A 23,912-nucleotide genomic window follows, 5' to 3' on the forward strand; every position below is an offset into this window, starting at 1 on the left:
GATGAGCGATTTTCATATGGTGGTGTGCGTCAAGGCGGTGCCGGGAAGCACCGAGGTCAAGATGGACCCCAAAACCAATACCATCGTGCGTGATGGCAAGCAGGCGGTCATTAATCCCTTCGATGCAAGTGCCCTCGAATGCGCTCTGGCGCTCAAGGACGACTTTATCGGCTTTGGCATGGATGCACGTGTGACGGTGGTGTCGATGGGCATCCCTGCAACCGAATCGCTGCTGCGCGACTGCATTGCCCGCGGCGCCGACGATGCATTGCTGCTCACCGACCGTGCTTTTGCGGGCGCGGACACGTTGGCGACCACCTATGCTCTCAAATGCGGCATCGAGGCGCTCGACGAGGACTTCGACCTGCTCATCTGCGGCAAGATGGCGGTGGATGGCGATACTGCTCAGATTGGCCCCGAGCTGGCCGGCGCCTTCGAGATTCCCTGCGTGACCGATGTGAGCTGCGTGCAGAGCGCGGGCTTTACGACGTGCGGTGCACTTTCGCTTGTTCACGGCTGCGATGCCGGCGAGGAGACGGTCTATCTTGAGATGCCGTGCGCGATGACGACTGCCAAGGAGATTGGCCAGTTGCGTATGCCGAGTATTGCCGGTATTCGCGCGGCAGAGGAGGCGGACGCGCGCGTGGTCAGTGCCGCCGACGTGAACGCCGACCCCGCGCGTTGCGGCCTCGCCGGGTCGCCGACACAGGTCGTGCGCTCGTTTGTGCCCGACCGTGACCAAACGTGCGAGACCGTTGAGGGGACGGCGTCCGAGCAGGCGGCAAAGCTTGCCAAGATTATCGAGGGGATGGCATAGATGAGCGGACTGATTATCGATAGCGAAGCCTGTATCGGCTGCGGTCGCTGCGTTCGCGCCTGTGCCTCGGGTGGCGTTGTGGTGGAGGGCGAGCGCCCCAACCGCTGCGCCCATGTGACCGACGGCTGCATCTTGTGCGGTGGGTGCGTCGACGCTTGCCCCGTCAATGCCATTTCGATCGAGCGCGACGAGGCCGCTGGCGCGGTGGACCTTGATGCATATCGAGACATTTGGGTCTTCGTGCAGACTGACGAGCACGACGCCGTGGCTCCCGTGGCCTACGAGCTCATGGGCAAGGGACGCGAGCTTGCCGATGCTCGTGGTTGCCGTCTGGTGGCATTGGCCGGCATGAGCCCCGAGAGCTCGCTCAAGGACCTGGAGCATCTGGTTTGCGCCGGTGCAGACGAGGTCCTGGTCTGTCGCGACGAGCGTCTGCGCCAGAACGATGCGGAGGTCTACGCCCGGCTGATCTGCGATTTGGTAGCCGAGCGCAGGCCCGAGGCCATTCTGTACGGTGCGACCGCCTTTGGCCGCGAACTGGCACCCGGCGTTGCCGTGCGCTTGCAGACGGGCCTTACGGCTGACTGCACCGTACTTTCGATGGATACGGAGACGGGGCTGCTGCAACAGACACGTCCGGCGTTTGGCGGCAACCTGATGGCCACCATCGTCTGCCCCAATCATCGTCCCCAGATGGCAACGGTGCGTCCCGGCATCTTTGGGGCGCCCGAGTTTGACTACAGCCACTCTGGCACAATTACCCAGGTATTCCTTGCGGAAGACGCCAAGGCTCGTGTCGAGATTTCGATTCCCGCCGAGGAACGGGGCCAGCAGGCTTCGATTGCCGATGCCGAGCGTCTGGTCGTGGTGGGCCGCGGCATTGGTTCCAAGAAAAACCTGCCGCTGATGCGAAGGCTCGCCGAGGCTCTGGGAGCCGAGCTTGGCTGCACGCGACCTGTCGTGGAGGCCGGCTGGTTGGAGTATCGCCATCAGATTGGCCAGACAGGCGTATCGGTTTCGCCCAAGCTTCTCGTAAGTATCGGTGTTTCGGGCGCCATCCAGCATCTTGCCGGCATCGGTGGGGCGGAGTGCATTATCGCCATTAACGAGGACCCGGATGCCCCCATCTTTGGTGCTGCCCAGTACAAGGTTGTCGGCGATGCCGTCGAGGTCGTCGAGGAGCTGCTGGCCCAGCTTGAGCGCTAGGCGCGCGCCAGCCAGTCGCGCATCTCGTCCTTTAGGCGCTCCCAGGTCGCTTGCGTGGCGGGATCGGTAAAGGGGCGCACAATGCCAAAGGGCGCGTCGAGCAGGCGGTAGATATTGCCCTGTTCGCGCGCCAGCGCGCGGCTTGCCGGATAGACGAGCTCAAACATAAAGCAGATGAGCCCTACCAGGTAGTCGGCGGCCTCATCGCGTTCGTCGCGTGCAACGCAGCGGCGCTCGTCAAAGGCGGCGAGCGCCGGTGTCGAGAACCGGCTGGCGAGAAATGTGTCCTCATCCACTTTGAGGATGGTGTCGACGGTACTGTCGGCGATGGTGCGCATGATGTCGATCTTGTCGCCATCGCGCACAATATCGCAGAAGCGCCGCGTGCGCTCGTCGAGCTGCGCGGGTAGGCGGAAATCGCTGTGATAGGCAATGCTTGTGCGAATCAACTCGTCTTCTGCCGGGTTGTCGATAAAGTCGCGGATACTTGTTGCCGCGGGCGCGCCTGCAGGCGTTTCGCCAAAGAGGACCTCGACGCCCAACGCCGCATGGCTCATGCTTTCGGCATCCTTAAACGTATCCCAGCGTCGCAGCTGCTCAAAGCGGCCCATATCGTGCAGCAGGCCGCAAAGCCACGCCAAGTCAATGTCCTGCGGTGACCAGCCCTGTTCGCGTGCCACGGCATCGCATGCCTCGGCAACGTGGTACGTATGCTCGATTTTGAGCGCGATACGCGGATTGGCGGCATCGTAGGCATCGGTGTAGGTCTTGAAGGCCGCGGCAGCCCGCGTTCGATCGATAGCTGTCATAATGACTTCCTAAAAAAGTTGTGTCTTTCTGTGTCTTTCGATCCGGTGGCAATTGTAGGCGAACTCGGTTGCCATCGGGCGATGGTTCTGCCGCGTCGTTGAATGCGGCTCGGAAATCTTGTCGGGACGAGGAACGCTATGGTGCTCAAAATCGTTAAAACCGTCTGGCCGGTGATGCTTACCTATGTTGCGATAGCCGCGCCGTGCGGAATGATTATGGCGCAGACGGGAATGGAACCCTGGATGGTTTTTGCTCTGAGCAGCACGTTCGTGACGGGCAGCGGGCAGTTTATGGTCTGCAATCTGTGGCTGGCAGGTGTGCCTGCGGCGTCGATCGTCGCGAGCGTCGCCGCAATCTCCTCGCGCTTTGCGCTTTACTCGGCATCGATCGCACCGCATCTGACGGGTGCCTCGAAGCGTCAGACGCTGGCTGTTGCCGCGACACTTACCGAGGAGGCATACGGCATCTCGCTTGCCAAGCTGATTGAGGGGGAGGATTGGGGTCCGCGCGAGTCCTTCGTGCTCAACGCGATCCTTATCGCAACATGGGGCGTTTCGTGCACGATGGGCGCTGCTGTCGGCGCCGTTGTCGACGTTCCCACCGCTATTGCGGGTTTTGTCTGCACATCGCTCTTTATCTGTCTACTCTTTTCGCAGCGACTGTCGAACGGCAATGTCGTAGCTGCCAGTTTGGCTGCGGTGTCCGTCGCCATATGCAAGTTCTTGGGGTGGACGAATATCGCCGTGCCGGTAAGCGTGCTTGTCGGCGTTGTCGCTGCGCTTGCGCGCGATGTTCTCGCCGAAGGAAGGGGTGCTCGCGATGCCCGTTAACGAGTTTTTGGTCCTGTGGCTGTCGTCGTGGGCGGCCATCGCATTTTTCCGCATTGCCCCGGCGTTCGCCTTGCGCGGGAGAACGCTGTCGTCCCGCGTTACCGAGGCCTTGGGTTATATTCCGCCCGCCGCCTTCGCGGCACTGGTTGCTAACGATTTGATAAGCCCTGGCGCTTTTGACGTCGGTTTGTGGCAGGGCTTGATTCCCTGGATTGCGGCTGCCGGCGTCGTGGCGGTGGCAATCAAGACAAAGTCGATGCTATGGTGCTGCGTCTCGGGCATCGTGCTCTATATCGTTTTGAGCCTCGTATAAGAGCGGGACGCGTTATCATCCCGGCTAACGAATCCAATTTCTCACCGAGGCGGTCTGCTTCTTCTGGTACCATGGTCAAACTTTACTGTAGCAAAGCATGACGTGGGCTTTTGTTCCGCGTCAGCGGAAATGGGGGCTTCATGGCACAGGAGGCGACCGCCAACGAGCAAAAGAAATTCAAAGTGCCGCGCATCCCGGGTGACATCATGATCTACCCGATAATCGTCGGTCTTTTGCTCAATACCTTCTGCCCGCAGGTTTTCGAGATCGGCGGCTTCTTTACGGCTGCCTGCCGCGGCGGCTCCAACACCATCGTTGCCGCGATCTTGCTGTTTGTGGGTGCCGGCATCAGCTTTAAGTCCACGCCGGGTGCCATCAAGACCGGCATCGTCGTGCTGATTCCTAAGCTTGTGGTGGCAGCCGCGCTGGGTCTGGGCGTTGCGTATTTCTTTAACGACAGCCTTTTGGGCCTGAGCTCGGTTTCCATCATCGGCGGCATTACGTTTTGCAACATGGCGCTCTACACGGGCATCATGGGCGAGTTCGGCGATGAGTCCGAGCAGGGCGCTGTCGGTATCCTGTTCTTTACGGCCGGCCCCGCCGTCACCATGATCATCTTGGGCGTTTCGGGTCTTGCTAATATCCCGCTGGGCACCATCGTCGGCTCCATCCTGCCGCTTGTTATCGGCATGGTTCTGGGCAACCTCTTCCCGTTCATCAAGAACCTGCTGGTCCCCGGCGCCAATCCCGCGATCGCCGTCATCGGATTTCAGCTCGGTGCGTCCATGAGCCTTTCGAGCTTTATCGCCGGCGGTATTTCCGGCATCTTGCTGGGGCTTGTCACGCTGTTTGTCGTCGGTCCCATCACCTTTGTGTTCGAGCGCCTGTGCGGCGGTAACGGCAAGGCTGCCGTGGCTTGCTCCACCATTGCCGGCACGGCTATGACCACGCCGGTTGCTCTTGCCGAGGTCGCGCCGCGCTATGCCGAGCTTGCACCCACTGCGTACGCTCAGATCGCCACCGCCGTTATCATCACGGCGATCATGGCTCCGATTCTGACCGGCTGGGTCGACAAGAAGTTCTGCCAAGGCAAGGAGGATCTGTTGCCTGCCGGTGTCGAGGCCATCGAGGAAGCCGTCGCGACCGACATCGATGGCGAGTAGCAATCGGTACCCATCAATGATGCCGGCGTGCAACTCGCGCCGTTTGAGCGCCCGAACGAAAGCTGTCTTGCAGTGACGTTCGGGCGCTCTGCTATTATTCCCCTTATCCCTGCGGAGTAGGGGGTGTTTGTTGCCCAGATTCGAATTGGGCGATTCTGGCCACTTAGATATTGAAGGGATGGCGCTAGTGGTTAAGGCACTCAAGATAGAGATATTCGTGCTATGCATGATTGTTCTTATCGGGCTTGCCGCATGAAGCCGCCGCTCCTTGTTCTCGAGCACCCAGCAGCTCTTGTTTAGCATGCTCGGCTACACCTCCGCTGCCTACATTTTCTTCGATATGATCTGGACGCTCTCGGACGGCGTGAGCACTCCTGTAGGCATCACGGCCAACTGGATTTCCAACGCGGTCTCGTTTTCGCTGTTGGCCATCGCGTGCCTCATTTGGTTTTTGTATTCCGAGACAGTGCAGGGCTCTCGCCTTTTGTCCGCGCGCTATAGGGTGGTGCTTGTAGCGTTACCTACGGCTCTGGTGGTCGTGCTGGCGTTTGCCAGTTACTGGACGCACGCCCTGTTCTATATCGATTCGCAGGGCGTGTATCGTCGCGGAGCGCTTTATATGATTCAACCTATCGTTAGCTACTGCTACGTTATATATACGTCCTTGCATGCCTTTATTCAGGCTCGAAAAGTCGAAAGTCTGCAAAAGAAGGCCATTTATCGCACCCTCGCCTTTTTTGCGGTTCCCGCTCTGGTGGGCGGTACCTTCCAGGTTTTGTTTTCGGTACCGGGCCTTTGTGTCGGTATAACGCTGAGCATCCTGCTGCTCTACATCATCTACCAGGAGCAGCTGATCTCGACCGACCCGTTGACTGGCCTTAACAATCGCAACCGTTTTGAGACCTATATGCTGCCGCTCTTTTCAAATGTGGATCAGGCCGAAGATGTATATCTGCTTATGATGGACGCCGACGGCTTTAAGCAGATTAACGATCGCTATGGGCATGTGGAGGGCGACCATGCTCTTCAGGTCATATCTGCTGCGCTCAAAGAGGTCTGCTCGGCGTCAGGTGGCTTTATCGCGCGTTATGGCGGCGATGAGTTCGTGGTGCTCCAGAAGGCTGCGGCGGAACAGGACATCATAGACCTGTGTTCGGCGATTAACGACGAGCTCGCTCGTGCCGAGGTGCCGTATGCATTGCGGATGTCCATCGGTTACGCGCGGGTCGGCGATAGTGTTGATACCTGGCAAGACTTACTTCGCGCTTCCGATGCGGAGCTCTACCGCGTCAAGGCCGAGAAAAAGAAAGCCGGCGTCCAGATACGCTAGAAAAAAAGGGGCGCACGCTTGCGTGCGTGGCGGCCCTCAGCTCACCGATGTGCTCCATTAAGCTAAAGTACATGAATCCCCTCTGCTAAATAAGGGCAGTTCGTTAGGCTTTTTTGGGTTTGTTGACGATGATGATGCCGCCGCAGACCAACAGCAGGGCAACGATGACGGTAACGGGGCTCGTGTCAGCGCCCTCGCCGAGCAGCAGCGCGCTCAGCAGCACACCAAAGACGGGGTTCATAAAACCAAAGACCGAGACGCGGCTGACGGGGTTGACGGCAAGTAGGCGCGACCACAGCGAGTAGGCGACCGCGGAGATAAGCGCCATGTAGATGATGAGCGCGACGGCAGGGGCAATCGCCGTGGGGGAGAGCGCGCCACCCATCAAAGAGCCGATGGCGGTGAGGACCAGGCCGCCGACCAAGAACTGCCACCCGGCAAGCAAAACGCCGTCGTGCTCGCGCGAGAAGATGCCGATCAGGCAGGTCGAAAGGGCACCCGCGACGGTGGAGGCCAGGATGAAGCCCTCGCCGTCGAGCGTAAAGCCAAAGGTGCCGTCCGCGCCCGAAAGGTTGACGAGTGCGACGCCGGCAAAGCCCAGTACGCAGCCGAGCACCTTGGCCGTATTGAGCTTTTCGGTGCGAAACGCCAGAGCGGCAAAGAGGATAGCCAAGAAGTTGGCGCTGGCCTCGATGATGGAGCTTGACATAGCGCTTGCACGGGAGAGACCAAGGTAGAAAAAGAAGTACTGGCCAATGGTCTGGAAGAGCGACAAGATGCAGATGGGCTTGATATCACGGGCTTGCGGAACGAGCGGTCGGCGCTGGGCCACGCTCATGCCAACAATGACCAGCATGCCGGCAAGGGTGAAGCGCAGACCCGCGAAGAGCAGCTGCGAGGCGCTGTCGTGCGCGGGAATGCCAAAGAGGCCGTAGCCGATCTTGATGCAGGGGAAGGCGGAGCCCCAGAGCGCGCAGCAAACGAGACAGCCCAGGATGAGTCCGGGCAGGGTGGCGAGATACGGCTTGCGGCTTTCCATGATGTCCTTTCTACATGCGCGAAGCAAAAAAGAACCCGCCACCGGATGTGTCGGTGGCGGGTGATACTACCCGAAGGGATTGTACCCGATGGGATAGGTTTAGGCGAAGTAGGCTACGCCGCTCTCAAAGATCGGCATGAACTTGTCGCCGGGGACATGCTCGGGCACGTTACGGTACAGGTTGTCGCCGCGACGCTCAGCATGGCCCATCTTGCCCAGGACGCGGCCGTCGGGGCTCGTGATGCCCTCGATGGCGAGTGCGGAGCCGTTGGGGTTGACGGAGAGGTCCATGCTGGGCTTTCCGTCCTCGCCCACGTACTGCGTGGCGACCTGGCCATTGGCGATGAGCTGGGCGAGTACCTCGTCGTTGGCGACAAAGCGGCCCTCGCCGTGGCTGATGGCGACGGTGTAGGGGTCGTCGAGGCTGCACTGCGACAGCCACGGGGACAGGTTGGACGAGATGCGGGTGCGCACCAGGCGGCTCTGATGGCGACCGATGGTGTTGAACGTCAGCGTGGGCGCATCGGGCGTGGCGTCGACGATGTCGCCGTAGGGCACCAGGCCGAGCTTGACCAGGGCCTGGAAGCCGTTGCAGATGCCCAGCATCAGGCCATCGCGGGCCTTGAGCAGGTCGCGGACTGCCTCGGTGACCTCGGGAGCGCGGAAGAACGCCGTAATGAACTTGGCAGAGCCGTCGGGCTCGTCGCCGCCCGAGAAGCCGCCGGGGATCATGACGATCTGGCTTGCACGGATGCGGCGGGCAAGCTCGTGGGTGCTCTCGGCGACCGCCTCGGGCGTGAGGTTGTTGATCACGAAGGTGTCGGCCTCGGCACCGGCGGCACGGAAGGCGCGGGCGCTGTCGTACTCGCAGTTGTTGCCGGGGAACACGGGGATGATCACGCGCGGGCGGGCGATCTTGGCGCCGCCGTACACGTGGATGTCCTTGGCGCGGAAGTCGATGGTCTCGACCTCGGGGGTCTCGCCGGCGCTGCGGTAGGCGAAGACGCCCTCGATGCCGCTCTCCCAGGCCTCCTGGAGCTCGGAGAGCTCGATGATCTCGGAGCCGGTGTCGATGACATAGCCCTCGACGGTGGTACCAAGGGGCTCGACGACAACGCCGTCGGCGACCTCGGGCAGCTCGGCATCCTCGGCGAGCTCGACGATAAAGCTGCCGTAGAGCGGGGTGAAGAGGCTCTCCACGTCTACATCCTCGGCAAGCTCGATACCGATCTGGTTGCCGACGCACATCTTAAAGAGGCTCTCGGCGCCGCAGCCGTAGCCGGGCGTGGAGACGGCCAGGGCTGCGCCGGTGGCGGTGAGCGCCTCGACGGCGTCAAACGCGGCGAGCAGCTGATGGGCGTCGGGGCGGTAGTCCTCGCCATAGGTGGCGGGGGCGATGCGGACGACGCGGTGCGTGAGGCCCTTGAACTCAGGGGAGACGGCGCGGGCGGCCTTACCCACAGCGACAGCGAAGCTGATCAGGGTCGGCGGAACGTTGAGCTCGCCGGCTTCGTCCTCAAACGAGCCACTCATGGAGTCCTTGCCGCCGATGGCGCCGGCACCCAGGTCGACCTGAGCCATAAGGGCGCCCAGGACGGCAGCCATGGGCTTGCCCCAGCGCTCGGCCTCGGTGCGCAGGCGCTCGAAGTACTCCTGGAAGGAGAGGTAGGCGCGCTTGTGCTCAAAGCCAGCGGCCACGAGCTTGGCGATGGATTCGACCACGGACAGATAGGCGCCCGCAAACTGGTCGGCCTCCATCAGATAGGGGTTGAAGCCCCATGCCATGGCACTCGCCGTGGTGGTCTCGCCGTCCACGGGGAACTTGGCGACCATGGCCGAGCTGGGGGTGAGCTGCGTCTTGCCGCCAAAAGGCATGAGCACGGTTGCGGCACCGATGGTGGAGTCGAAGCGCTCGGAAAGGCCCTTGTTGGAGGCGACGTTGAGGTCGGTGACAAGCGAGGTCATGCGCTCGACAAGTGTGGTGCCGGCCCAGCTGGGCTGCCACACGCTGCGGGCGCACACGTGGGCGACCTGGTGCTTGGGCGCGCCGTTGGAGTTGAGGAACTCGCGGGATAGGTCGACGATGGCGACACCGTTCCAGGCCATGCGCATGCGCGGCTCGGCGGTAACCTCGGCGATAACGGTCGCCTCCAGGTTCTCCTCGGCGGCGTAGCCCATGAACTCCTCGACGTCGCCGTCGGCGACGGCGCAGGCCATGCGCTCCTGGGACTCGGAGATAGCGAGCTCGGTGCCGTCCAGGCCGTCGTACTTTTTGGTCACGGTGTCCAGGTCGACATACAGGCCGTCGGCAAGCTCGCCCACGGCGACCGAGACGCCGCCGGCGCCAAAGTCGTTGCAGCGCTTGATCAGACGGCAGGCGTCGCCGCGGCGGAACAGACGCTGCAGCTTGCGCTCGACCGGGGCGTTGCCCTTCTGGACCTCGGCGCCCGAGGTCTCGATGGACTCGGTGTTCTGGGTCTTGGAGGAGCCGGTGGCGCCACCGATGCCGTCACGGCCGGTGCGGCCACCCAGCAGGATGATCTTGTCGGTGGGGGCGGGGCACTCGCGACGAACGTGGTTTGCCGGGGTAGCGCCCACGACGGCGCCGACCTCCATGCGCTTGGCCACGTAACCGGGGTGATAGAGCTCGTTGACCTGACCGGTGGCAAGGCCGATCTGGTTGCCGTAGCTGGAGTAGCCGGCGGCAGCGGTGGTCACGAGCTTGCGCTGCGGCAGCTTGCCCTCGAGGGTCTCAGACACGGGGACGGTGGGGTCGCCGGCGCCGGTGACACGCATGGCCTGGTACACGTAGCTGCGGCCCGAGAGCGGGTCGCGGATGGCGCCGCCCACGCAGGTGGCGGCACCGCCGAAGGGCTCGATCTCGGTCGGGTGGTTGTGGGTCTCGTTCTTAAACAGGAACAGCCAGTCCTGGTCCTCGCCGTCGACATCGACCTTCACCTTGACGGTGCAGGCGTTGATCTCCTCGGACTCATCGACATCGGTCATGACGCCGGTCTTCTTAAGGTACTTGGCGCCGATGGTGCCCATGTCCATGAGGCAGACGGGCTTGGCGTCGCGACCGAGCTCGTGGCGCATCTCCATGTAGCGGTCGAAGGCCTGCTGCACCACGGCGTCGTCGATCGTCACGTCGTCCAGGACGGTGCCGAAGGTGGTGTGACGGCAGTGATCGGACCAGTAGGTGTCGATCACGCGGATTTCGGTGATGGTGGGGTCGCGGTCCTCATCGCGGAAGTACTGCTGGCAGAAGGCGATGTCCGCCTCGTCCATGGCAAGGCCGCGCTCGGCGATAAAGGCGGCAAGGCCGGCCTCGTCGAGCTCGCGGAAACCGTCGAGCACTTCGACAGGCTGCGGCTCGGGTGTCTTCATGTACAGCGTTTCGGGCAGGTCGAGCGAGGCGATGCGCGCTTCGACGGGGTTCACCACGTAGTGCTTGATGGCTTCGATGGCGGCCTCGTCCAGGGCGCCCAAGATCATATAGACCTTGGCGGAGCGCACGGCGGGGCGCTCGCCCTGGCTGATGAGCTGCACGCACTCGCTGGCGGAGTCGGCGCGCTGGTCAAACTGGCCAGGCAGGAATTCGACGGCAAAGACGGCGCCATCGCTTGCGGGGAGCTCGTCGTAGGTCACATCGACCTGGGGCTCGCTAAAGACGGTCGGCACGCAGGAGCGGAAAAGCTCCTCGTCGATGCCCTCGACGTCGTAGCGGTTGATGATCCTCAGGGCCTCGATGCCCTTGATGCCGAGAATTTCGGTCAGCTCGCCCTTGAGCTGCTGAGCCTCGACGTCGAACCCGGGTTTCTTCTCCACGTAGATACGAGAGACCATTGGTTCCTGCCTTCCTGATCGGTTGGGCGTACGGTACGGTATGCGGCAGCGGTCGGTTTGCGGGGTCTGCCCTGCGGTCGCCTTGAGCCACATGTTTGTAAACCTCACTATGATACGACAGCTCGCGGCGCGTTGAGGACGGCGAGGGTGCTACAGTGAAGCGCAAACAAGAGAAAGGCATCACATGGCATTCGTTTCGCTCGCCATCATCGCACTCGTGGCCTTCGCAAGCCCCTTCATCGCCTCGGCGATTCCCGGAAAACCCGTTCCCGAGACCGTCTTTTTGCTCGTGCTCGGCGCGGTGCTGGGACCCCATATGCTCGGCGTCATCCATGTAGATGCCGAGGTCTCGCTTGTGTCCGAGCTCGGCCTGGCCTTTTTGTTCCTGCTTGCCGGCTTTGAGATCGACCCCAAGAGCATTACGGGCGTCGAGGGGCGCTACGGCTTGGCGACGTGGGTCGTCACGTTTGGTATCGCCTGGCTTGCCGTGCGCTTTACCCCGTGGTTCTCGGTCAGTCATTTCGACGGCATCGCCGTGACGCTTGCCCTCACTTCTACGGCGCTCGGCACGCTCGTGCCCATCATGCGTGAGCGCTCGCTCATCGGCACGCGTGTGGGCGACTCGATTCTCGCGTATGGCACTTGGGGCGAGCTCGGTCCCGTGCTCGCCATGTCGGTGCTGCTGTCTGCTCGCACTGGCATCCAAACGCTCGTAATCCTTGGCTTGTTTGCGGTGGTTTGCGTGTTGCTGGCCGTGGTCCCAAGCCGCTCCAAGCGCGTCGGCAGCCGCTTCTTTGCGTTTGTCGAGGAGCGTGCCGATACCACGTCGCAGACCTTCGTGCGCCTGACGGTGCTCATCCTGGTCACGCTCGTGGCGTTCTCGGCCGTCTTTGATCTCGACATCGTGTTGGGTTCTTTTGCCGCCGGCTTTGTCCTGCGCTATATCATCCCCGAGGGCAACCATACGCTCGAGACCAAGCTCGACGGCCTGGCCTACGGCTTTTTGATTCCGGTGTTCTTTACCGTATCGGGCGCAAAGATCGACCTGACGGCCGTGGCGTCACGCCCCGGGCTGCTCGCGGGCTTTATCGTGGCGTTGCTTATCATTCGCGCCGTGCCCATTCTCATCTCTATGAGCATTTGTCCTGCGACGCGCGATGTGTCGGCGTATGGTCGCATTACCGTGGCCCTGTACTGCACCACGGCCCTGCCGATCATCGTTGCCGTGACGAGCGTTGCCGTCAACGCGGGCGCGCTGTCGCAAGATATTGCGTCGGTCATGGTTGCCGCCGGTGCCATCACGGTGTTCTTGATGCCATTGCTCGCGCAGCTCTTCTACCGCGTGGTCGATGCCGCGCCGGTCGCCGCCGTGGCAGAGGTTGCCGAGCATCCATCCGATGCGCTCGATATCCTGCGCGCTCATCACGATTTGGCGAGTCTGCTCGCACGAGAGCACGAGCTGCTGACCTCGCATGGACATGGTCGCGTATTCGAGGGCCTGCCTACGCTCGATACGATTGCCGAGCGTCTTTCCGCCGAGGCGGCGAGCGGCCACATCGATGCCCGCATTGTGGACGCGGCGCGCCTGCTTGCCGATAAGACCTATGGTGATGAGGTTGACCCGTCCGAGCTGACTCCGCGTGAGCGCCGCCGCCTGGAGCGCGCCAAGCTCGCCGTGCGCGAATACCGCCGCCGCATGCTGGAGCTCTATGCAAGAGAAGAAGCCGAGGACGACGACGGCAAGTAGCAAGGAATGTCGGGATACGGGTTCCGTCCAAATAATAGAAGGCGCGCTGTCTGCGGTTGATGCAGACAGCGCGCCTTTTGCGTTGGGCCTCGTTGAGGTTCGAAGTCGTGGCTTGCGACCTTTAGGAGCGGGCGGCTCCGTCGACGGGGAGCACGGCGCCCGTGACATAGGATGACATGTCGCTCGCTAGGAAAACGAAGGCGTTGGCGACGTCCTCGGGCTCGCCCATGCGGCCGAGTGGGATGGTGGCGATGATGGGCTTGATGACCTCTTCGGGCAGGTTGGCGACCATGTCGGTCTTGGTTACGCCTGGGGCGACGGCGTTGACGCGAATGCCCATGGGGGCGAGCTCGCGAGAGAGCGACTGGACCATGCCGTTGACGGCAAACTTGGACGTGGGGTAGCCGACGCCAGAGGGCTGACCGTACTTGGCGACCATCGAGCTCGTGGTGGTGATGGTGCCGCCGTGGCCGGCCTCGGTCATAATCTTGGCGGCCGCCTGGTGGCCGTTAAAGACGGCGACGACGTTGAGGTCCATGACCTTTGCGAACTCCTCGGCCGTGTAGTCCAAGAGAGGCGAGCGCTGGGAGATACCGGCATTGTTGACGACTGTGTCCAAGCCGCCCATGTCGGCGGCAGCCTGGGTAAAGGCCTCGGTCATGGCTTCGAGCGAGGTGAGGTCGCAGGAGCGGCCCCAGACCTTGGCGTCGGGATAGGCGGCTGCCAGCTTCTCAACGGCCGCATCGGCGGTCTCCTGACGCGAGCCAAAGACGGTGACGGCGGCGCCCTCCTCGATAAAACGGCAGGCGATGGCATAGCCGATACCGCGTGTGCCTCCGGTGATGATTGCTTTCTTGCCCTCGAGCAACATGGTACTTCCTCTCATCGCGGGCGGACATTCGCAGCACAGCGTAGCGGTAGCCGGAATCGGCCGCGTTTGCATATCGGTGAACGGTAGCTCGCGTTACCGATGAGCGGCTCGCGCAGATGTGCTCTGCCGTTGTGCTAGGGCAGGAGACAAAAGGGCTCCCGTCCCATATCGGACGGGAGCCCCTAAAGCGCGTATCGCTAGGCGAGCGTTGGGTTAGTTGGCCATGACGCCTTCGGTCCAAGCCTCAACGTCCTCGATGCGCAGGACGTTGGCGACCTCGGCCACGCAGTACACGCTGGCAAGCTCGGCGGCGGCAGCCTGGACGTCCTTCTCGAGCGCGCGGTGCGTCAGGAAGATGACCGAGCAGGCATCGCTGACGCCCGACTTGCCGTCCTCGACCTGGTTGATGAGCGAGATCGAGATGTTGTGCTTGGCAAAGATGTCGACCGTCTCGGACAGGGCGCCCACGCGGTCGGCGACCTTCAGGCGTACATAGTACTTGGTCGTGAGCTCGTCCATGGGCTTAAAGGCGAGGTTGTGGCCATAGGGCTCAATCTCGGGCAGCGGAGCCACGCCGCGGCTGATCTGCTCGGAGAGCGACAGGATGTCGCCCACGACGGCGCTTGCGGTGGGGAAGGAGCCTGCACCGGCACCGTAGAACATGGTCTCGCCCACGGCGTCGCCTACCACGTAGACAGCGTTCATGGCGCCGTTGACCTTGGCAAGCATGTGGTCGGCGGGGATCAGCGTGGGGTGCACACGAACGTCGACGCCGGCGTCGGTGTTGCGGGCGATGCCCAGCAGCTTGATGGTGTAGCCGAGCTCGCGGGCCTGGGTGATGTCCTCGGCACCGATGGTGCGGATGCCCTGCTGATATACGTCGTCGGTGGTCACGCGGGTGCCAAAGCCGATGGAGGCGAGGATCGCCGTCTTGCTGGCGGCATCGAAGCCGTCGACGTCGGCGGACGGGTCGGCCTCGGCATAGCCCTTAGCCTGTGCGTCGGCGAGCACGTCGGCGTAATCGGCGCCCTCGGCGTCCATGCGCGACAGGATATAGTTGGTGGTGCCGTTGAGAATGCCGGCGATGGTCAGGATCTTGTTGCCCACCAGGTCGTGCTCGAGCGTGCTCACAATGGGGATGCCGCCGCCGCAGCTGGCCTCGCACTTAATCTGCACGCCGCACGCGCGCGCCTTCTCGGCGAGCGTCTCGACGTGACGGCCCAGCAGGGCCTTGTTGGCAGAGACGACGTGCTTGCCGTGCTCAAAGGCAGTGGTGAAGATCTCGGTTGCGGGATGCTCACCACCGATCAGCTCGACGACGATGTCGACGGCGGGGTCGGTGACGACATCGTGCCAGTCGCCCGTAAAGGCCTCACGCTCAATGCCGGCTGCCTCAGCCTGCTCCCAGGCAAGCGCGCAGGCGCGGGTCAGCTTAAGGTCGATGCCGTAGGCTGCCAGGTACTCATCGTGGTGGCTCTTGATCAGACGGGCCACGCCGCCGCCGACGGTTCCCAGACCGATCAGACCGACGTTCACGGTGCGCAGGGGTTCGCTCATAGATAGCTCCTTCGTGCATCTTATGGATGGATTAACCGCTTAAAGGTTGAGTGCATTCTAGCGTGAACCGAGGGCGCGTGCTCGCCAGGCAACAGGAGTCGCACAAAACGGCACCCCCGAAACGCTGCGGAAACATTGGAAACATGCTCGCTACAAACGGAACTCCGTAACAAACTGTCAACGTTTGCGCCATAAGGTTTGCTTCACCGACCCCACCATGGGCGCCAGCGCCGCGAAGTTCTTGGCTGAGAAGTATGCAGACGCCAAGATCGCCCTGTTCTACAACTCCGGCGATACATGCAGCTCGGGCGCTGCCGACGCCTTTGCCGAGCAGGCCAAGGCGTCCAAGCTCGACATCGTCGATACCGAGACCTTTAAGGACGATTCTGCCACGAGCTTTACCAACCAGCTGACCAAGGCCATGCGCAAGATCAAGGTCGAGGGCCTGACGGGCGAGCTGACGTGGAACGACGAGGGCCAGGTCGAGAAGCCCGCTACGGCCTATGTGATTCAGGACGGCAAGTACATCGCCGCCTAAGTGCATATAACGAGACTGGTGGGGCCGTTTTATTCAGGGCAAGGATGCCTGTAACAGAACGGAAACATTACTGTCACACAATAAAGTGGCTAAACTGCATAAACAGACAGGAATACGCAGAACTATGGAAAAATGGACAAAGCAAAAGAAAAGTTGAAATAATCGCCACTTTTCTCAACTAAAGCGTCTACTATTTTGCGAACGCCGAACACGGCGAAGGATGGCCTGTCGGGTTACCGAAACCCGACGAGATTTGAGAGGAGAGCCGCATGTCGAGCCTCACCGGTAAGTCATTGAACCCTGTTATGAATCGCAGGAGCGTTATCGCGAGCGCAGCAGGTCTGGGGGCGATGTCCATTCTAGCTGGCTGCTCCTCCAACGGCGGCGACAGCGGTTCCGCTTCGAGCGACGCTTCGTTCAAGATTGGCACCATCGGCCCGCTGACCGGCGCCAACGCGTCCTACGGCAAGTCCGTTACCCAGGGTGTCGAGCTTGGCTGCAAGGACTTCTCCACCAAGGAGCTGCCGCTTGCCAGCAAGGCCGAGGACGACCAGGCCGACGGTGAGAAGGCCGTCAACGCCTTCAACACCCTGCTCGACTGGGGCATGCAGGCCCTCGTCGGCCCGACCACCACGGGTGCGTCGGTTGCCGTTGCCGCCGAGTGCGGTAACGACCCCAAGACGTTCATGATCACCCCGTCCGCGTCCTCCGAGGACGTCACCGACGGCAAGGATTGCGTCTTCCAGGTTTGCTTCACCGACCCCAACCAGGGTGTCAACGCTGCCAAGTTCCTGGCGCAGAAGTATGCGGACGAGAAGTTCGTGCTGTTCTATAACTCCGGCGACGCCTATTCTTCGGGCATCGCAGATTCCTTTAAGGCCCAGGCCGCTGAGTCCAAGCTCGAGATTGTTGACGAGGAGACCTTTAAGGACGACTCCGCCACGAGCTTTACCAACCAGCTGACCAAGGCCAAGCAGGCCGGCGCCACCATGATCTTTGCGCCGATCTACTACACACCGGCGTCCGTCCTGCTCAAGAACGCCAAGGACATGGGCTACGACGTCAAGATGATGGGCTGCGACGGCATGGACGGCATCCTGGGCGTTGAGGGCTTCGACACCTCTCTTGCCGAGGGTCTGCTGCTCATGACCCCGTTCTCCGCCGACGACGAGAAGAACGCCGACTTCGTCAACGCTTACAAGGATAAGTACGGCGATACCCCCGACCAGTTTGCCGCCGACGCCTACGACGGCGTGCACGCGGTGGCCGAGGCCGTCAAGGAGGCCGGTCTTGGTGTCGACGCCGACCCGACCGAGGTCGCCGAGAAGCTGTCCAAGGCTATGCTCAAGATTACCGTTGACGGTCTGACCGGCAAGCTCACCTGGAACGATAAGGGCCAGGTCCAGAAGGAGCCCACGGCGTACGTCATCACCGACGGCAAGTACGTACAGGCCTAATTGGCCGCCTTACATAGAGCGGTTTTGATCCCAAGCAGGGGAGGTTTTGGCCTTCCCTGCTTGCTTGGTATCTAGGGACGATGTAACGTCCCTGTTTCATACATCAACTGGAAACCTATTCGAAAGGGGGATGTGGAACATGACGGTCTTTATCCAATACCTGGTCAACGGCCTGTCCATGGGCAGCGTCTACGCCATCATCGCGTTGGGCTACACCATGGTCTACGGTATCGCCAAGATGCTGAACTTCGCTCACGGCGACGTCATCATGGTCGGTGCCTATGTCTCGTTCTGCGCCACGTCGTATCTCGGCCTCCCGGGTTGGGCATCTGTAGTTCTCTCTTGTGTGGTCTGTACCGTTCTCGGTGTTCTCATCGAGGGCCTGGCCTATAAGCCGCTGCGCCAAGCAGGCCCGCTGGCCGTTCTGATCACGGCTATCGGCGTGTCTTACTTCCTGCAGAACGCCGCGCAGCTTCTGTGGGGCGCCACGCCCAAGAACTTCACTTCGCTCGTCACCTTCCAGGTGCCGGAGTTCTTGGCCAAGTTCAACGTAAGCGCCGTCTCGCTCGTCACCATCGTCGCCTGCCTGGTTATCATGGCCGGCCTGATGTTCTTTACAGGTAAGACCAAGATGGGTAAGGCCATGCGCGCCGTGTCCGAGGACAAGGCCGCCGCTCAGCTCATGGGCATCAATGTCAACCGCACCATCTCGATGACGTTTGCCATCGGCTCTGCCCTTGCCGCCATCGCCGGCGTGCTGCTGTGCTCCTACTCGCCGGTGCTGCAGCCTACGACAGGCGCCATGCCTGGCATCAAGGCCTTCGACGCCGCCGTCTTCGGTGGCATCGGCTCCATCCCCGGCGCCTTTGTCGGCGGCATTCTCATTGGCATCATCGAGGCGATGGCGCAGGCCTACATTTCCACGAGCCTTGCCAACTCCATCGTCTTTGGTGTTTTGATCATCGTCCTGCTCGTCAAGCCTGCCGGCCTCTTGGGCAAGTACGTCCCCGAGAAGGTGTAGGTGAGCGTTATGAAGTTTCTTAAAGACAAGCAGACGCGTCACGACTTTGTCACGTACGCCATGTGCCTTGTGGCGTTCGCCATCGTGTTCTTTATGCAGTCTAACCACATGATTCCGCGCATGATCGCCGGTCAGCTGGTTCCCATTACGGCCTACATCGTCATGGCCATTTCCCTCAACCTCGTCGTCGGCATCGCAGGCGACCTGTCGCTGGGCCATGCGGGCTTTATGAGTGTCGGTGCCTATACGGGAATCGTCACCGCCGTCGCCCTCGAGAGCGCCGTTCCCTCCGATCCGGTGCGCCTTGTCATCAGCATCGTGGTCGGCGCTATAGCCGCTGCCGTCTTGGGCTTCTTGATCGGTATCCCGGTCCTGCGCCTGAGCGGCGACTATCTGGCCATCGTGACCCTGGCTTTTGGCGAGATCATCAAAGAGATCGTCACCTGCCTTATCGTGGGTGTCGACTCGCGCGGCCTGCACGTGATCTTTAACATCACGGGCAACTCCACGATCGACGATCTGCATTTGCTCGAGGACGGCACCGCCATCATCAAGGGCGCCCAGGGTGCCTCGGGCGTGTCGACGTACTCGACCTTCCTCGCCGGTGCCATCCTGGTCATGGTCGCACTCGTGATCGTGCTCAACCTGGTTCGCAGCCGTACCGGTCGTGCCATTATGGCCGTGCGCGACAACAAGATCGCTGCCGAGTCCGTAGGCATCTCCGTCACCGAGTACCGCATGATCGCCTTCGTGGTTTCCGCTGCCCTCGCCGGTGCTGCCGGAGCTCTCTTCGGCGGTAACTTCTCGCAGCTCTCCGCCACCAAGTTCGACTTCAATACCTCCATTCTCATTCTGGTGTTCGTGGTCCTGGGCGGCCTGGGCAATATGCGCGGCTCCGTTATCGCCGCGGCGCTGCTCACGGTGCTCCCCGAGCTGCTCCGTCAGTTCTCGGACTACCGCATGCTCATCTACGCCATCGTGTTGATTCTGGTCATGATCTTTACCAACAACCCGCAGCTCAAGGCGTTCTTCGGTCGCGTCAAGGACCGCTTTGCTTCCAAGAAGGAGGTGGCAGCCGATGCCCAGTAAGTTTGAGTTCAAGAAGGGCAAGATGGTCCCGTATCCTTCTGGAGCCATCGTTCCCGACCGCGACCTGGGCGAGCGCCCTGCACTCGAGTGCATCCACCTGGGCATTGAGTTCGGTGGCCTTAAGGCAGTCGACGACTTTAGCCTGACTATCGGCAAGACCGAGATCGCCGGTCTGATCGGCCCCAACGGTGCCGGTAAGACCACGGTCTTCAACCTGCTCACCAAGGTGTATCAGCCCACGCACGGCACCATCCTGCTCGACGGCGAGGACACCTCGGGCAAGTCGGTCTACCAGGTCAACCGCATGGGTATTGCCCGTACGTTCCAGAACATTCGCCTGTTCAACACCATGACGGTGGAGGATAACGTTAAGGTCGGCCTGCATAACCAGGAGCGTTACTCCGGCTTTGAGGGCGTGCTGCGCCTGCCGACGTATTGGAAGCACGAGAAGGCCGCCCACGAGCGTGCCATGGAGCTGCTGTCCATCTTTGATATGGAGCATCTGGCAAACGAGCAGGCTGGCTCGCTGCCTTACGGCGCCCAGCGTCGTCTGGAGATCGTCCGCGCGCTTGCCACCAACCCCAAACTGCTGCTGCTCGACGAGCCTGCCGCCGGCATGAACCCGTCCGAGACCGCGGAACTCATGGAGAACATCGTTAAGATTCGCGACACCTTCGGCATTGCCATCATGCTTATCGAGCACGACATGTCGCTCGTCATGAATATTTGCGAGGGCATCTGTGTGCTCAACTTTGGTAAGGTCATCGCCAAGGGCACGGCCGAGGAAATCCAGAACAACGACGCCGTTATCGAGGCGTATCTGGGCAAGCAGGATAAGGGGGAGAACTAAATGGCAGAGCCGATGCTTTCCGTCTACAACATCAACGTCTGGTACGGCGCTATCCACGCCATCAAGGACATCTCCTTTAACGTCAACGAGGGCGAGATCGTGGCTCTGATCGGTGCCAACGGCGCCGGTAAGTCCACGACGCTTAAGACCGTCTCGGGCCTGCTGCGTTCCAAGACCGGCTCCATCAAGTTTATGGGCGAGGACATTACCCATACGCCTGCCGACAAGCTGGTTGGTAAGGGCCTGGCTCAGGTCCCCGAGGGCCGTCGCGCCTTTTTGCAGATGACGGTCGAGGAGAACCTGGAGATGGGCGCTTATACACAGCCCAAGTCCACGGTGGCTCCGGGCCTGGAGCGCGTCTATGAGCAGTTCCCGCGCCTGAAGGAGCGCCGTCGCCAGGTCGCCGGCACCCTTTCGGGCGGCGAGCAGCAGATGCTCGTTATGGGCCGTGCCCTTATGAGTAACCCCAAGCTGCTCATGCTCGACGAGCCTTCCATGGGCCTGGCGCCGATTCTGATCGAACAGATCTTCCAGATTGTTGAGGACCTGCACAAGGCCGGCACCACGGTGCTTCTGGTCGAGCAAAATGCGCAGATGGCTCTTTCCATCGCCACACGCGGCTACGTGCTCGAGACCGGCAAGATCACCATGACCGGCACGGGCCAAGAGCTGCTGCACGACGACAACGTGCGTAAAGCCTACCTCGGAGGCTAACCCACCTAACAAAAGGGGCGCTGACTATCTCAGTCAGCGCCCCTTTTTAGTTGCGGTGGAATAGGGACTAAATGGGAGCCTCAGAGGCCAAAACAGTCCCTATTCCACCGCAACTTCATGGGGGCGTGCGACAATGCCCATCGGAAAACGTTTGTCATCTGGGGGTCTATCTATGCTGTACGAGTTTTGTGCCGAGAACTTTGAGCGAGTGCCGGCGGCTATCGATGCCGGTGCAAGGCGTATCGAACTTTGTGACAACCTTGCCGTCGGTGGTACTACGCCCTCGGCTGGCGTTATCAGCGCTACGGTCAGCTATGCTCACGAGCATGACGCGCGAGTGATGTGCATGATCCGTCCGCGTGGCGGCGACTTTCACTACAACCAGGACGAGCTGCGCATGATGGAGGTGGATTTGGGCCTTGCCGTGAGTGCGGGCGTCGACGGCTTGGTCTTTGGCTGCTGCAAACCCTGCGCTGGCGTATGGGCACTCGATGAGCTTACACTCGGCGCCCTCGTGATGGCTGCGGGCTGCGCGACCGAGGAATGCAAGCGTGAGCCCATCGACATCACCTTCCACATGGCCTTTGATCAGCTCTCGCTCGAGGCTCAGCTCGATGCCGTCGACACGCTCGCCGACTGCGGCATCATGCGCATCCTGACGCATGGTGGTGCTGCCGGAACGCCGATCGAGGACAATCTGGAGCACCTATCGCGTCTTGTCGAATATGCGGCCGACCGCCTGACCATCCTTCCCGGCGGCGGCATTTCCACGGCCAACCGTGATGCCGTTGCGGCAGCACTTGGCGTCTCCGAGCTCCATGGCACCAAGATCGTGCCGCTGGAGGCGTAACCCGTGGCGCTGGTATTTGACGTTCGGCAGGCGAGCGGCAAGCCCGACGACAACCGGCGCCCTGGCACCGCGTGCCCCTTTTGCGATACCGAGGGACTCGCCAATATCATCCGGCGCGACGGCGACTGCATCTGGCTCGAGAATAAGTTCAAAACCCTGCGCGCCACCCGTCAAACCGTGCTGATCGAGTCAGCCGATCACGATGCCGACCTGGCGACCTATGAGCCGGATGAACTCCACCATGTGATGAGGTTTGCCCTGGATTGCTGGCAGCAGATGATCGATTCACAGCAGTATCGAAGCGTGCTCATGTACAAGAACAAGGGTCCTCTCTCGGGCGGTAGTCTCGTTCATCCGCACATGCAGATTGTGGGTTTGGAGCAGGAAGACGGCTATGCGGCACTAGCCCCCGCCAACTTCGAAGGCATCAATGTCTGGCAACAGGGGAGAATCTCGGTCAACATCTCAACCGAACCGATCATGGGGTTCTTTGAGATTAACGTTTCAGCCCCACAGGGAATCGCCGCCAGCGATGACATACGAGATCAAGCCGAGGCGGATCTCTTCGCCGATGCGATCCAGGTGGCTCTGCGCTATATCCTGAACGAGCACCACGGTGGTCGCGCAGAGTCGTACAACTTGTTCTTCTATCACCTGGGCGGTCGGACCATTGCCAAGGCGCTGCCGCGTTGGGTGGTTTCGCCCTACTTTGTCGGCTATCGTTTGGCCCAGGTCAATGCCGAGACAACGCTCGATATCGATGCCGAGCGCCTGCGTGCGCATCTGGAAACGCTCGCATAGCAAGACTAACACCCGTGTAATGCGGGCAGTCTAGCGTGCCATGGCGTCGCGGCCGGCCTCGACCCGCTTGCGCTGGGCGGCGCGCTCCTCGCCGGTCAGACGCTCAAAGAGATGCCCGATAAGCGAGGCGAGTATCTGCTGAAATAGCGTTCCGCACATGACGGGAAACACGACTTCGCCTGGAAAGTACTGCGTAGCGATGACGGCGCCCGAAGAGATGTTACGCATGCCGCAGGTAAAGCACATGGTAGTCGTCTCGCTATATGGCAGATGGAGCGCACGGGCGACCAGAAAACCGACGACAAAGCCGCTGATGGCGAAGGTCAAAATAAAGAGGGCGACTTCTAGGCGCACCACGTTCACGTGCAGCACGTACTCGCTCATAGCGGTGGAGTTGGACGCGATGACGCCCATCATCATGAACTTGCAGGCGGGCGAGAGCGCGGGGGAGAGCTTCTCGTGTCCCCATCCACGCGTGAGCTCGTTGATCACGATGCCGCAGACAAGGTTGGGGTTGGAGCCAAAGAACAGCGATCCCATGGCATAAGCTGCTATGGGAATAAGCACCGCCGAGACGAGCAGCGCCAAAATCAGGTGCAGCGGACGGCGGAACACCTCGGCTACCTGGTGGAAGGTGTTACTGAGCGCGCCTTGGAACGTCATAAAGGCGAAGAGAGTGGGAACGATGGGCTTAAGTACGCCGATCTGCTGGGGAAAGAGCACACCGAGCGTTACGCAAATCGGAACGATGACCTGCATATGCCCCGCGAGGAACTTTCCCAGTCCAACCCATTGCTTCATCTGCTCTTGTGACTCCCTTTGCTCGTAAATCCGTTTTGAATGGATATGCTAGACGCTCGCATGCATCCGTGCGTTAGAAACGCTCGATTATTTCGAGGGTATTACCGGCATCGTTTACCGAAACCACGGCGTGCTGCGAGGCTCTGCGTCCGTGCCGCACGGTATAATAAACCCGTTCAACAGATCTGCCTGCCGAAGCGGGCATACACAGAGGACTCATCGCTATGAACCGTGAGAGGTATCGCGGCGACCTGCCCCTATC

21 protein-coding genes are annotated in these 23,912 nt (G+C 61.3%); 15 read left to right on the forward strand and 6 right to left on the reverse strand.

Annotated elements, in window-relative coordinates:
• The first annotated feature begins 1 nt into the window (after nucleotide 1).
• Together V2391_RS06885 and V2391_RS06890 are read left to right on the forward strand one after the other, a co-directional pair.
• A complete protein-coding gene (locus V2391_RS06885) occupies nucleotides 2-817 on the forward strand; it encodes an electron transfer flavoprotein subunit beta/FixA family protein (RefSeq protein WP_329738740.1) in 816 nt (271 codons plus the stop codon).
• Complete coding sequence (locus tag V2391_RS06890; protein ID WP_329738741.1) at nucleotides 818-2,023, forward strand: electron transfer flavoprotein subunit alpha; 1,206 nt, start codon at nucleotides 818-820, stop codon at nucleotides 2,021-2,023.
• Here V2391_RS06890 and V2391_RS06895 read toward each other — a convergent pair.
• Nucleotides 2,020-2,832 (reverse strand): HD domain-containing protein, encoded by an 813-nt coding sequence (locus V2391_RS06895; RefSeq protein ID WP_329738742.1) that lies wholly within the window; start codon nucleotides 2,830-2,832, stop codon nucleotides 2,020-2,022. The genes V2391_RS06890 and V2391_RS06895 overlap by 4 nt on opposite strands.
• 138 nt (nucleotides 2,833-2,970) lie before the next feature.
• Here V2391_RS06895 and V2391_RS06900 point away from each other — a divergent pair, with 138 nt between their 5' ends.
• The 4 genes from V2391_RS06900 to V2391_RS06915 all read left to right on the forward strand — a co-directional run bounded on the left by V2391_RS06900 (nucleotide 2,971) and on the right by V2391_RS06915 (nucleotide 6,469).
• Nucleotides 2,971-3,663, forward strand: a complete 693-nt coding sequence (locus V2391_RS06900; protein ID WP_329738743.1) for an AzlC family ABC transporter permease — start codon at nucleotides 2,971-2,973, stop codon at nucleotides 3,661-3,663.
• The gene (locus V2391_RS06905; RefSeq protein WP_329738744.1) at nucleotides 3,653-3,976 is read left to right on the forward strand and encodes an AzlD domain-containing protein; all 324 of its coding nucleotides are present in this window, start codon (nucleotides 3,653-3,655) and stop codon (nucleotides 3,974-3,976) included. The genes V2391_RS06900 and V2391_RS06905 overlap by 11 nt, the downstream gene beginning before the upstream one ends.
• Before the next feature lie 140 nt (nucleotides 3,977-4,116).
• Nucleotides 4,117-5,139, forward strand: coding sequence for a 2-keto-3-deoxygluconate permease (locus V2391_RS06910; RefSeq protein ID WP_329738745.1), 1,023 nt, complete (start codon nucleotides 4,117-4,119; stop codon nucleotides 5,137-5,139).
• A 268-nt stretch (nucleotides 5,140-5,407) separates the two neighbouring features.
• Nucleotides 5,408-6,469, forward strand: a complete 1,062-nt coding sequence (locus tag V2391_RS06915) for a GGDEF domain-containing protein (protein WP_329738746.1) — start codon at nucleotides 5,408-5,410, stop codon at nucleotides 6,467-6,469.
• Between the two features lie 103 nt (nucleotides 6,470-6,572).
• Here V2391_RS06915 and V2391_RS06920 read toward each other — a convergent pair whose 3' ends face one another.
• Together V2391_RS06920 and V2391_RS06925 are read right to left on the reverse strand one after the other, a co-directional pair.
• The gene (locus V2391_RS06920) at nucleotides 6,573-7,508 is read right to left on the reverse strand and encodes a DMT family transporter (protein WP_329738747.1); all 936 of its coding nucleotides are present in this window, start codon (nucleotides 7,506-7,508) and stop codon (nucleotides 6,573-6,575) included.
• A gap of 99 nt (nucleotides 7,509-7,607) precedes the next feature.
• Nucleotides 7,608-11,354, reverse strand: coding sequence for a phosphoribosylformylglycinamidine synthase (locus V2391_RS06925; RefSeq protein ID WP_329738748.1), 3,747 nt, complete (start codon nucleotides 11,352-11,354; stop codon nucleotides 7,608-7,610).
• Between the two features lie 184 nt (nucleotides 11,355-11,538).
• On the opposite strand from V2391_RS06925, the gene V2391_RS06930 reads away from it, so the two are divergent.
• On the forward strand, nucleotides 11,539-13,101 hold the full coding sequence (locus V2391_RS06930) for a cation:proton antiporter domain-containing protein (RefSeq protein WP_329738749.1): 1,563 nt from the start codon (nucleotides 11,539-11,541) through the stop codon (nucleotides 13,099-13,101).
• A 121-nt stretch (nucleotides 13,102-13,222) separates the two neighbouring features.
• Here the strand turns inward: V2391_RS06930 and V2391_RS06935 are convergent, their stop codons facing one another.
• Together V2391_RS06935 and V2391_RS06940 are read right to left on the reverse strand one after the other, a co-directional pair.
• On the reverse strand, nucleotides 13,223-13,972 hold the full coding sequence (locus V2391_RS06935; protein ID WP_329738750.1) for an SDR family NAD(P)-dependent oxidoreductase: 750 nt from the start codon (nucleotides 13,970-13,972) through the stop codon (nucleotides 13,223-13,225).
• A 213-nt stretch (nucleotides 13,973-14,185) separates the two neighbouring features.
• Entirely contained in the window at nucleotides 14,186-15,529 is a 1,344-nt protein-coding gene (locus V2391_RS06940; protein WP_329738751.1) for a homoserine dehydrogenase, read from the reverse strand.
• A gap of 184 nt (nucleotides 15,530-15,713) precedes the next feature.
• Here V2391_RS06940 and V2391_RS06945 point away from each other — a divergent pair, with 184 nt between their 5' ends.
• The 8 genes from V2391_RS06945 (at nucleotide 15,714) to V2391_RS06980 (ending at nucleotide 22,849) form a co-directional block, all read left to right on the forward strand.
• A complete protein-coding gene (locus V2391_RS06945; RefSeq protein WP_329738752.1) occupies nucleotides 15,714-16,067 on the forward strand; it encodes a hypothetical protein in 354 nt (117 codons plus the stop codon).
• A 269-nt stretch (nucleotides 16,068-16,336) separates the two neighbouring features.
• Nucleotides 16,337-17,524 (forward strand): ABC transporter substrate-binding protein, encoded by a 1,188-nt coding sequence (locus V2391_RS06950; protein WP_006234442.1) that lies wholly within the window; start codon nucleotides 16,337-16,339, stop codon nucleotides 17,522-17,524.
• 139 nt (nucleotides 17,525-17,663) lie between these two features.
• Nucleotides 17,664-18,545 (forward strand): branched-chain amino acid ABC transporter permease, encoded by an 882-nt coding sequence (locus tag V2391_RS06955; protein ID WP_099432746.1) that lies wholly within the window; start codon nucleotides 17,664-17,666, stop codon nucleotides 18,543-18,545.
• Between the two features lie 9 nt (nucleotides 18,546-18,554).
• The gene (locus tag V2391_RS06960; RefSeq protein WP_329738753.1) at nucleotides 18,555-19,634 is read left to right on the forward strand and encodes a branched-chain amino acid ABC transporter permease; all 1,080 of its coding nucleotides are present in this window, start codon (nucleotides 18,555-18,557) and stop codon (nucleotides 19,632-19,634) included.
• On the forward strand, nucleotides 19,624-20,484 hold the full coding sequence (locus V2391_RS06965) for an ABC transporter ATP-binding protein (RefSeq protein WP_055310550.1): 861 nt from the start codon (nucleotides 19,624-19,626) through the stop codon (nucleotides 20,482-20,484). The genes V2391_RS06960 and V2391_RS06965 overlap by 11 nt, the downstream gene beginning before the upstream one ends.
• The gene (locus V2391_RS06970) at nucleotides 20,485-21,198 is read left to right on the forward strand and encodes an ABC transporter ATP-binding protein (protein ID WP_006234438.1); all 714 of its coding nucleotides are present in this window, start codon (nucleotides 20,485-20,487) and stop codon (nucleotides 21,196-21,198) included.
• 172 nt (nucleotides 21,199-21,370) lie between these two features.
• Nucleotides 21,371-22,048 (forward strand): copper homeostasis protein CutC, encoded by a 678-nt coding sequence (locus V2391_RS06975; protein WP_329738754.1) that lies wholly within the window; start codon nucleotides 21,371-21,373, stop codon nucleotides 22,046-22,048.
• 3 nt (nucleotides 22,049-22,051) lie between these two features.
• Complete coding sequence (locus V2391_RS06980) at nucleotides 22,052-22,849, forward strand: DUF4931 domain-containing protein (RefSeq protein ID WP_329738755.1); 798 nt, start codon at nucleotides 22,052-22,054, stop codon at nucleotides 22,847-22,849.
• Between the two features lie 30 nt (nucleotides 22,850-22,879).
• On the opposite strand, the gene V2391_RS06985 is transcribed toward V2391_RS06980, so the two are convergent.
• Complete coding sequence (locus V2391_RS06985; protein ID WP_329738756.1) at nucleotides 22,880-23,650, reverse strand: bile acid:sodium symporter family protein; 771 nt, start codon at nucleotides 23,648-23,650, stop codon at nucleotides 22,880-22,882.
• Nucleotides 23,651-23,912 lie beyond the last annotated feature (262 nt).

It is taken from the genome of Collinsella sp. CM84Y_54, assembly GCF_036317945.1.
GTDB lineage: Bacteria > Actinomycetota > Coriobacteriia > Coriobacteriales > Coriobacteriaceae > Collinsella.

Bases quoted from the DNA above. Each gene is read 5' to 3' on its own strand.
- V2391_RS06985 (WP_329738756.1), bottom strand. From the start codon at position 23,650: ATGAAGCAATGGGTTGGACTGGGAAAGTTCCTCGCGGGGCATATGCAG.
- V2391_RS06900 (WP_329738743.1), top strand. From the start codon at position 2,971: ATGGTGCTCAAAATCGTTAAAACCGTCTGGCCGGTGATGCTTACCTAT.
- V2391_RS06960 (WP_329738753.1), top strand. From the start codon at position 18,555: ATGAAGTTTCTTAAAGACAAGCAGACGCGTCACGACTTTGTCACGTAC.
- V2391_RS06965 (WP_055310550.1), top strand. From the start codon at position 19,624: ATGCCCAGTAAGTTTGAGTTCAAGAAGGGCAAGATGGTCCCGTATCCT.
- V2391_RS06925 (WP_329738748.1), bottom strand. From the start codon at position 11,354: ATGGTCTCTCGTATCTACGTGGAGAAGAAACCCGGGTTCGACGTCGAG.
- V2391_RS06940 (WP_329738751.1), bottom strand. From the start codon at position 15,529: ATGAGCGAACCCCTGCGCACCGTGAACGTCGGTCTGATCGGTCTGGGA.
- V2391_RS06920 (WP_329738747.1), bottom strand. From the start codon at position 7,508: ATGGAAAGCCGCAAGCCGTATCTCGCCACCCTGCCCGGACTCATCCTG.
- V2391_RS06910 (WP_329738745.1), top strand. From the start codon at position 4,117: ATGGCACAGGAGGCGACCGCCAACGAGCAAAAGAAATTCAAAGTGCCG.
- V2391_RS06930 (WP_329738749.1), top strand. From the start codon at position 11,539: ATGGCATTCGTTTCGCTCGCCATCATCGCACTCGTGGCCTTCGCAAGC.
- V2391_RS06950 (WP_006234442.1), top strand. From the start codon at position 16,337: ATGTCGAGCCTCACCGGTAAGTCATTGAACCCTGTTATGAATCGCAGG.
- V2391_RS06890 (WP_329738741.1), top strand. From the start codon at position 818: ATGAGCGGACTGATTATCGATAGCGAAGCCTGTATCGGCTGCGGTCGC.
- V2391_RS06970 (WP_006234438.1), top strand. From the start codon at position 20,485: ATGGCAGAGCCGATGCTTTCCGTCTACAACATCAACGTCTGGTACGGC.
- V2391_RS06905 (WP_329738744.1), top strand. From the start codon at position 3,653: ATGCCCGTTAACGAGTTTTTGGTCCTGTGGCTGTCGTCGTGGGCGGCC.
- V2391_RS06975 (WP_329738754.1), top strand. From the start codon at position 21,371: ATGCTGTACGAGTTTTGTGCCGAGAACTTTGAGCGAGTGCCGGCGGCT.
- V2391_RS06885 (WP_329738740.1), top strand. From the start codon at position 2: ATGAGCGATTTTCATATGGTGGTGTGCGTCAAGGCGGTGCCGGGAAGC.
- V2391_RS06955 (WP_099432746.1), top strand. From the start codon at position 17,664: ATGACGGTCTTTATCCAATACCTGGTCAACGGCCTGTCCATGGGCAGC.
- V2391_RS06935 (WP_329738750.1), bottom strand. From the start codon at position 13,972: ATGTTGCTCGAGGGCAAGAAAGCAATCATCACCGGAGGCACACGCGGT.
- V2391_RS06895 (WP_329738742.1), bottom strand. From the start codon at position 2,832: ATGACAGCTATCGATCGAACGCGGGCTGCCGCGGCCTTCAAGACCTAC.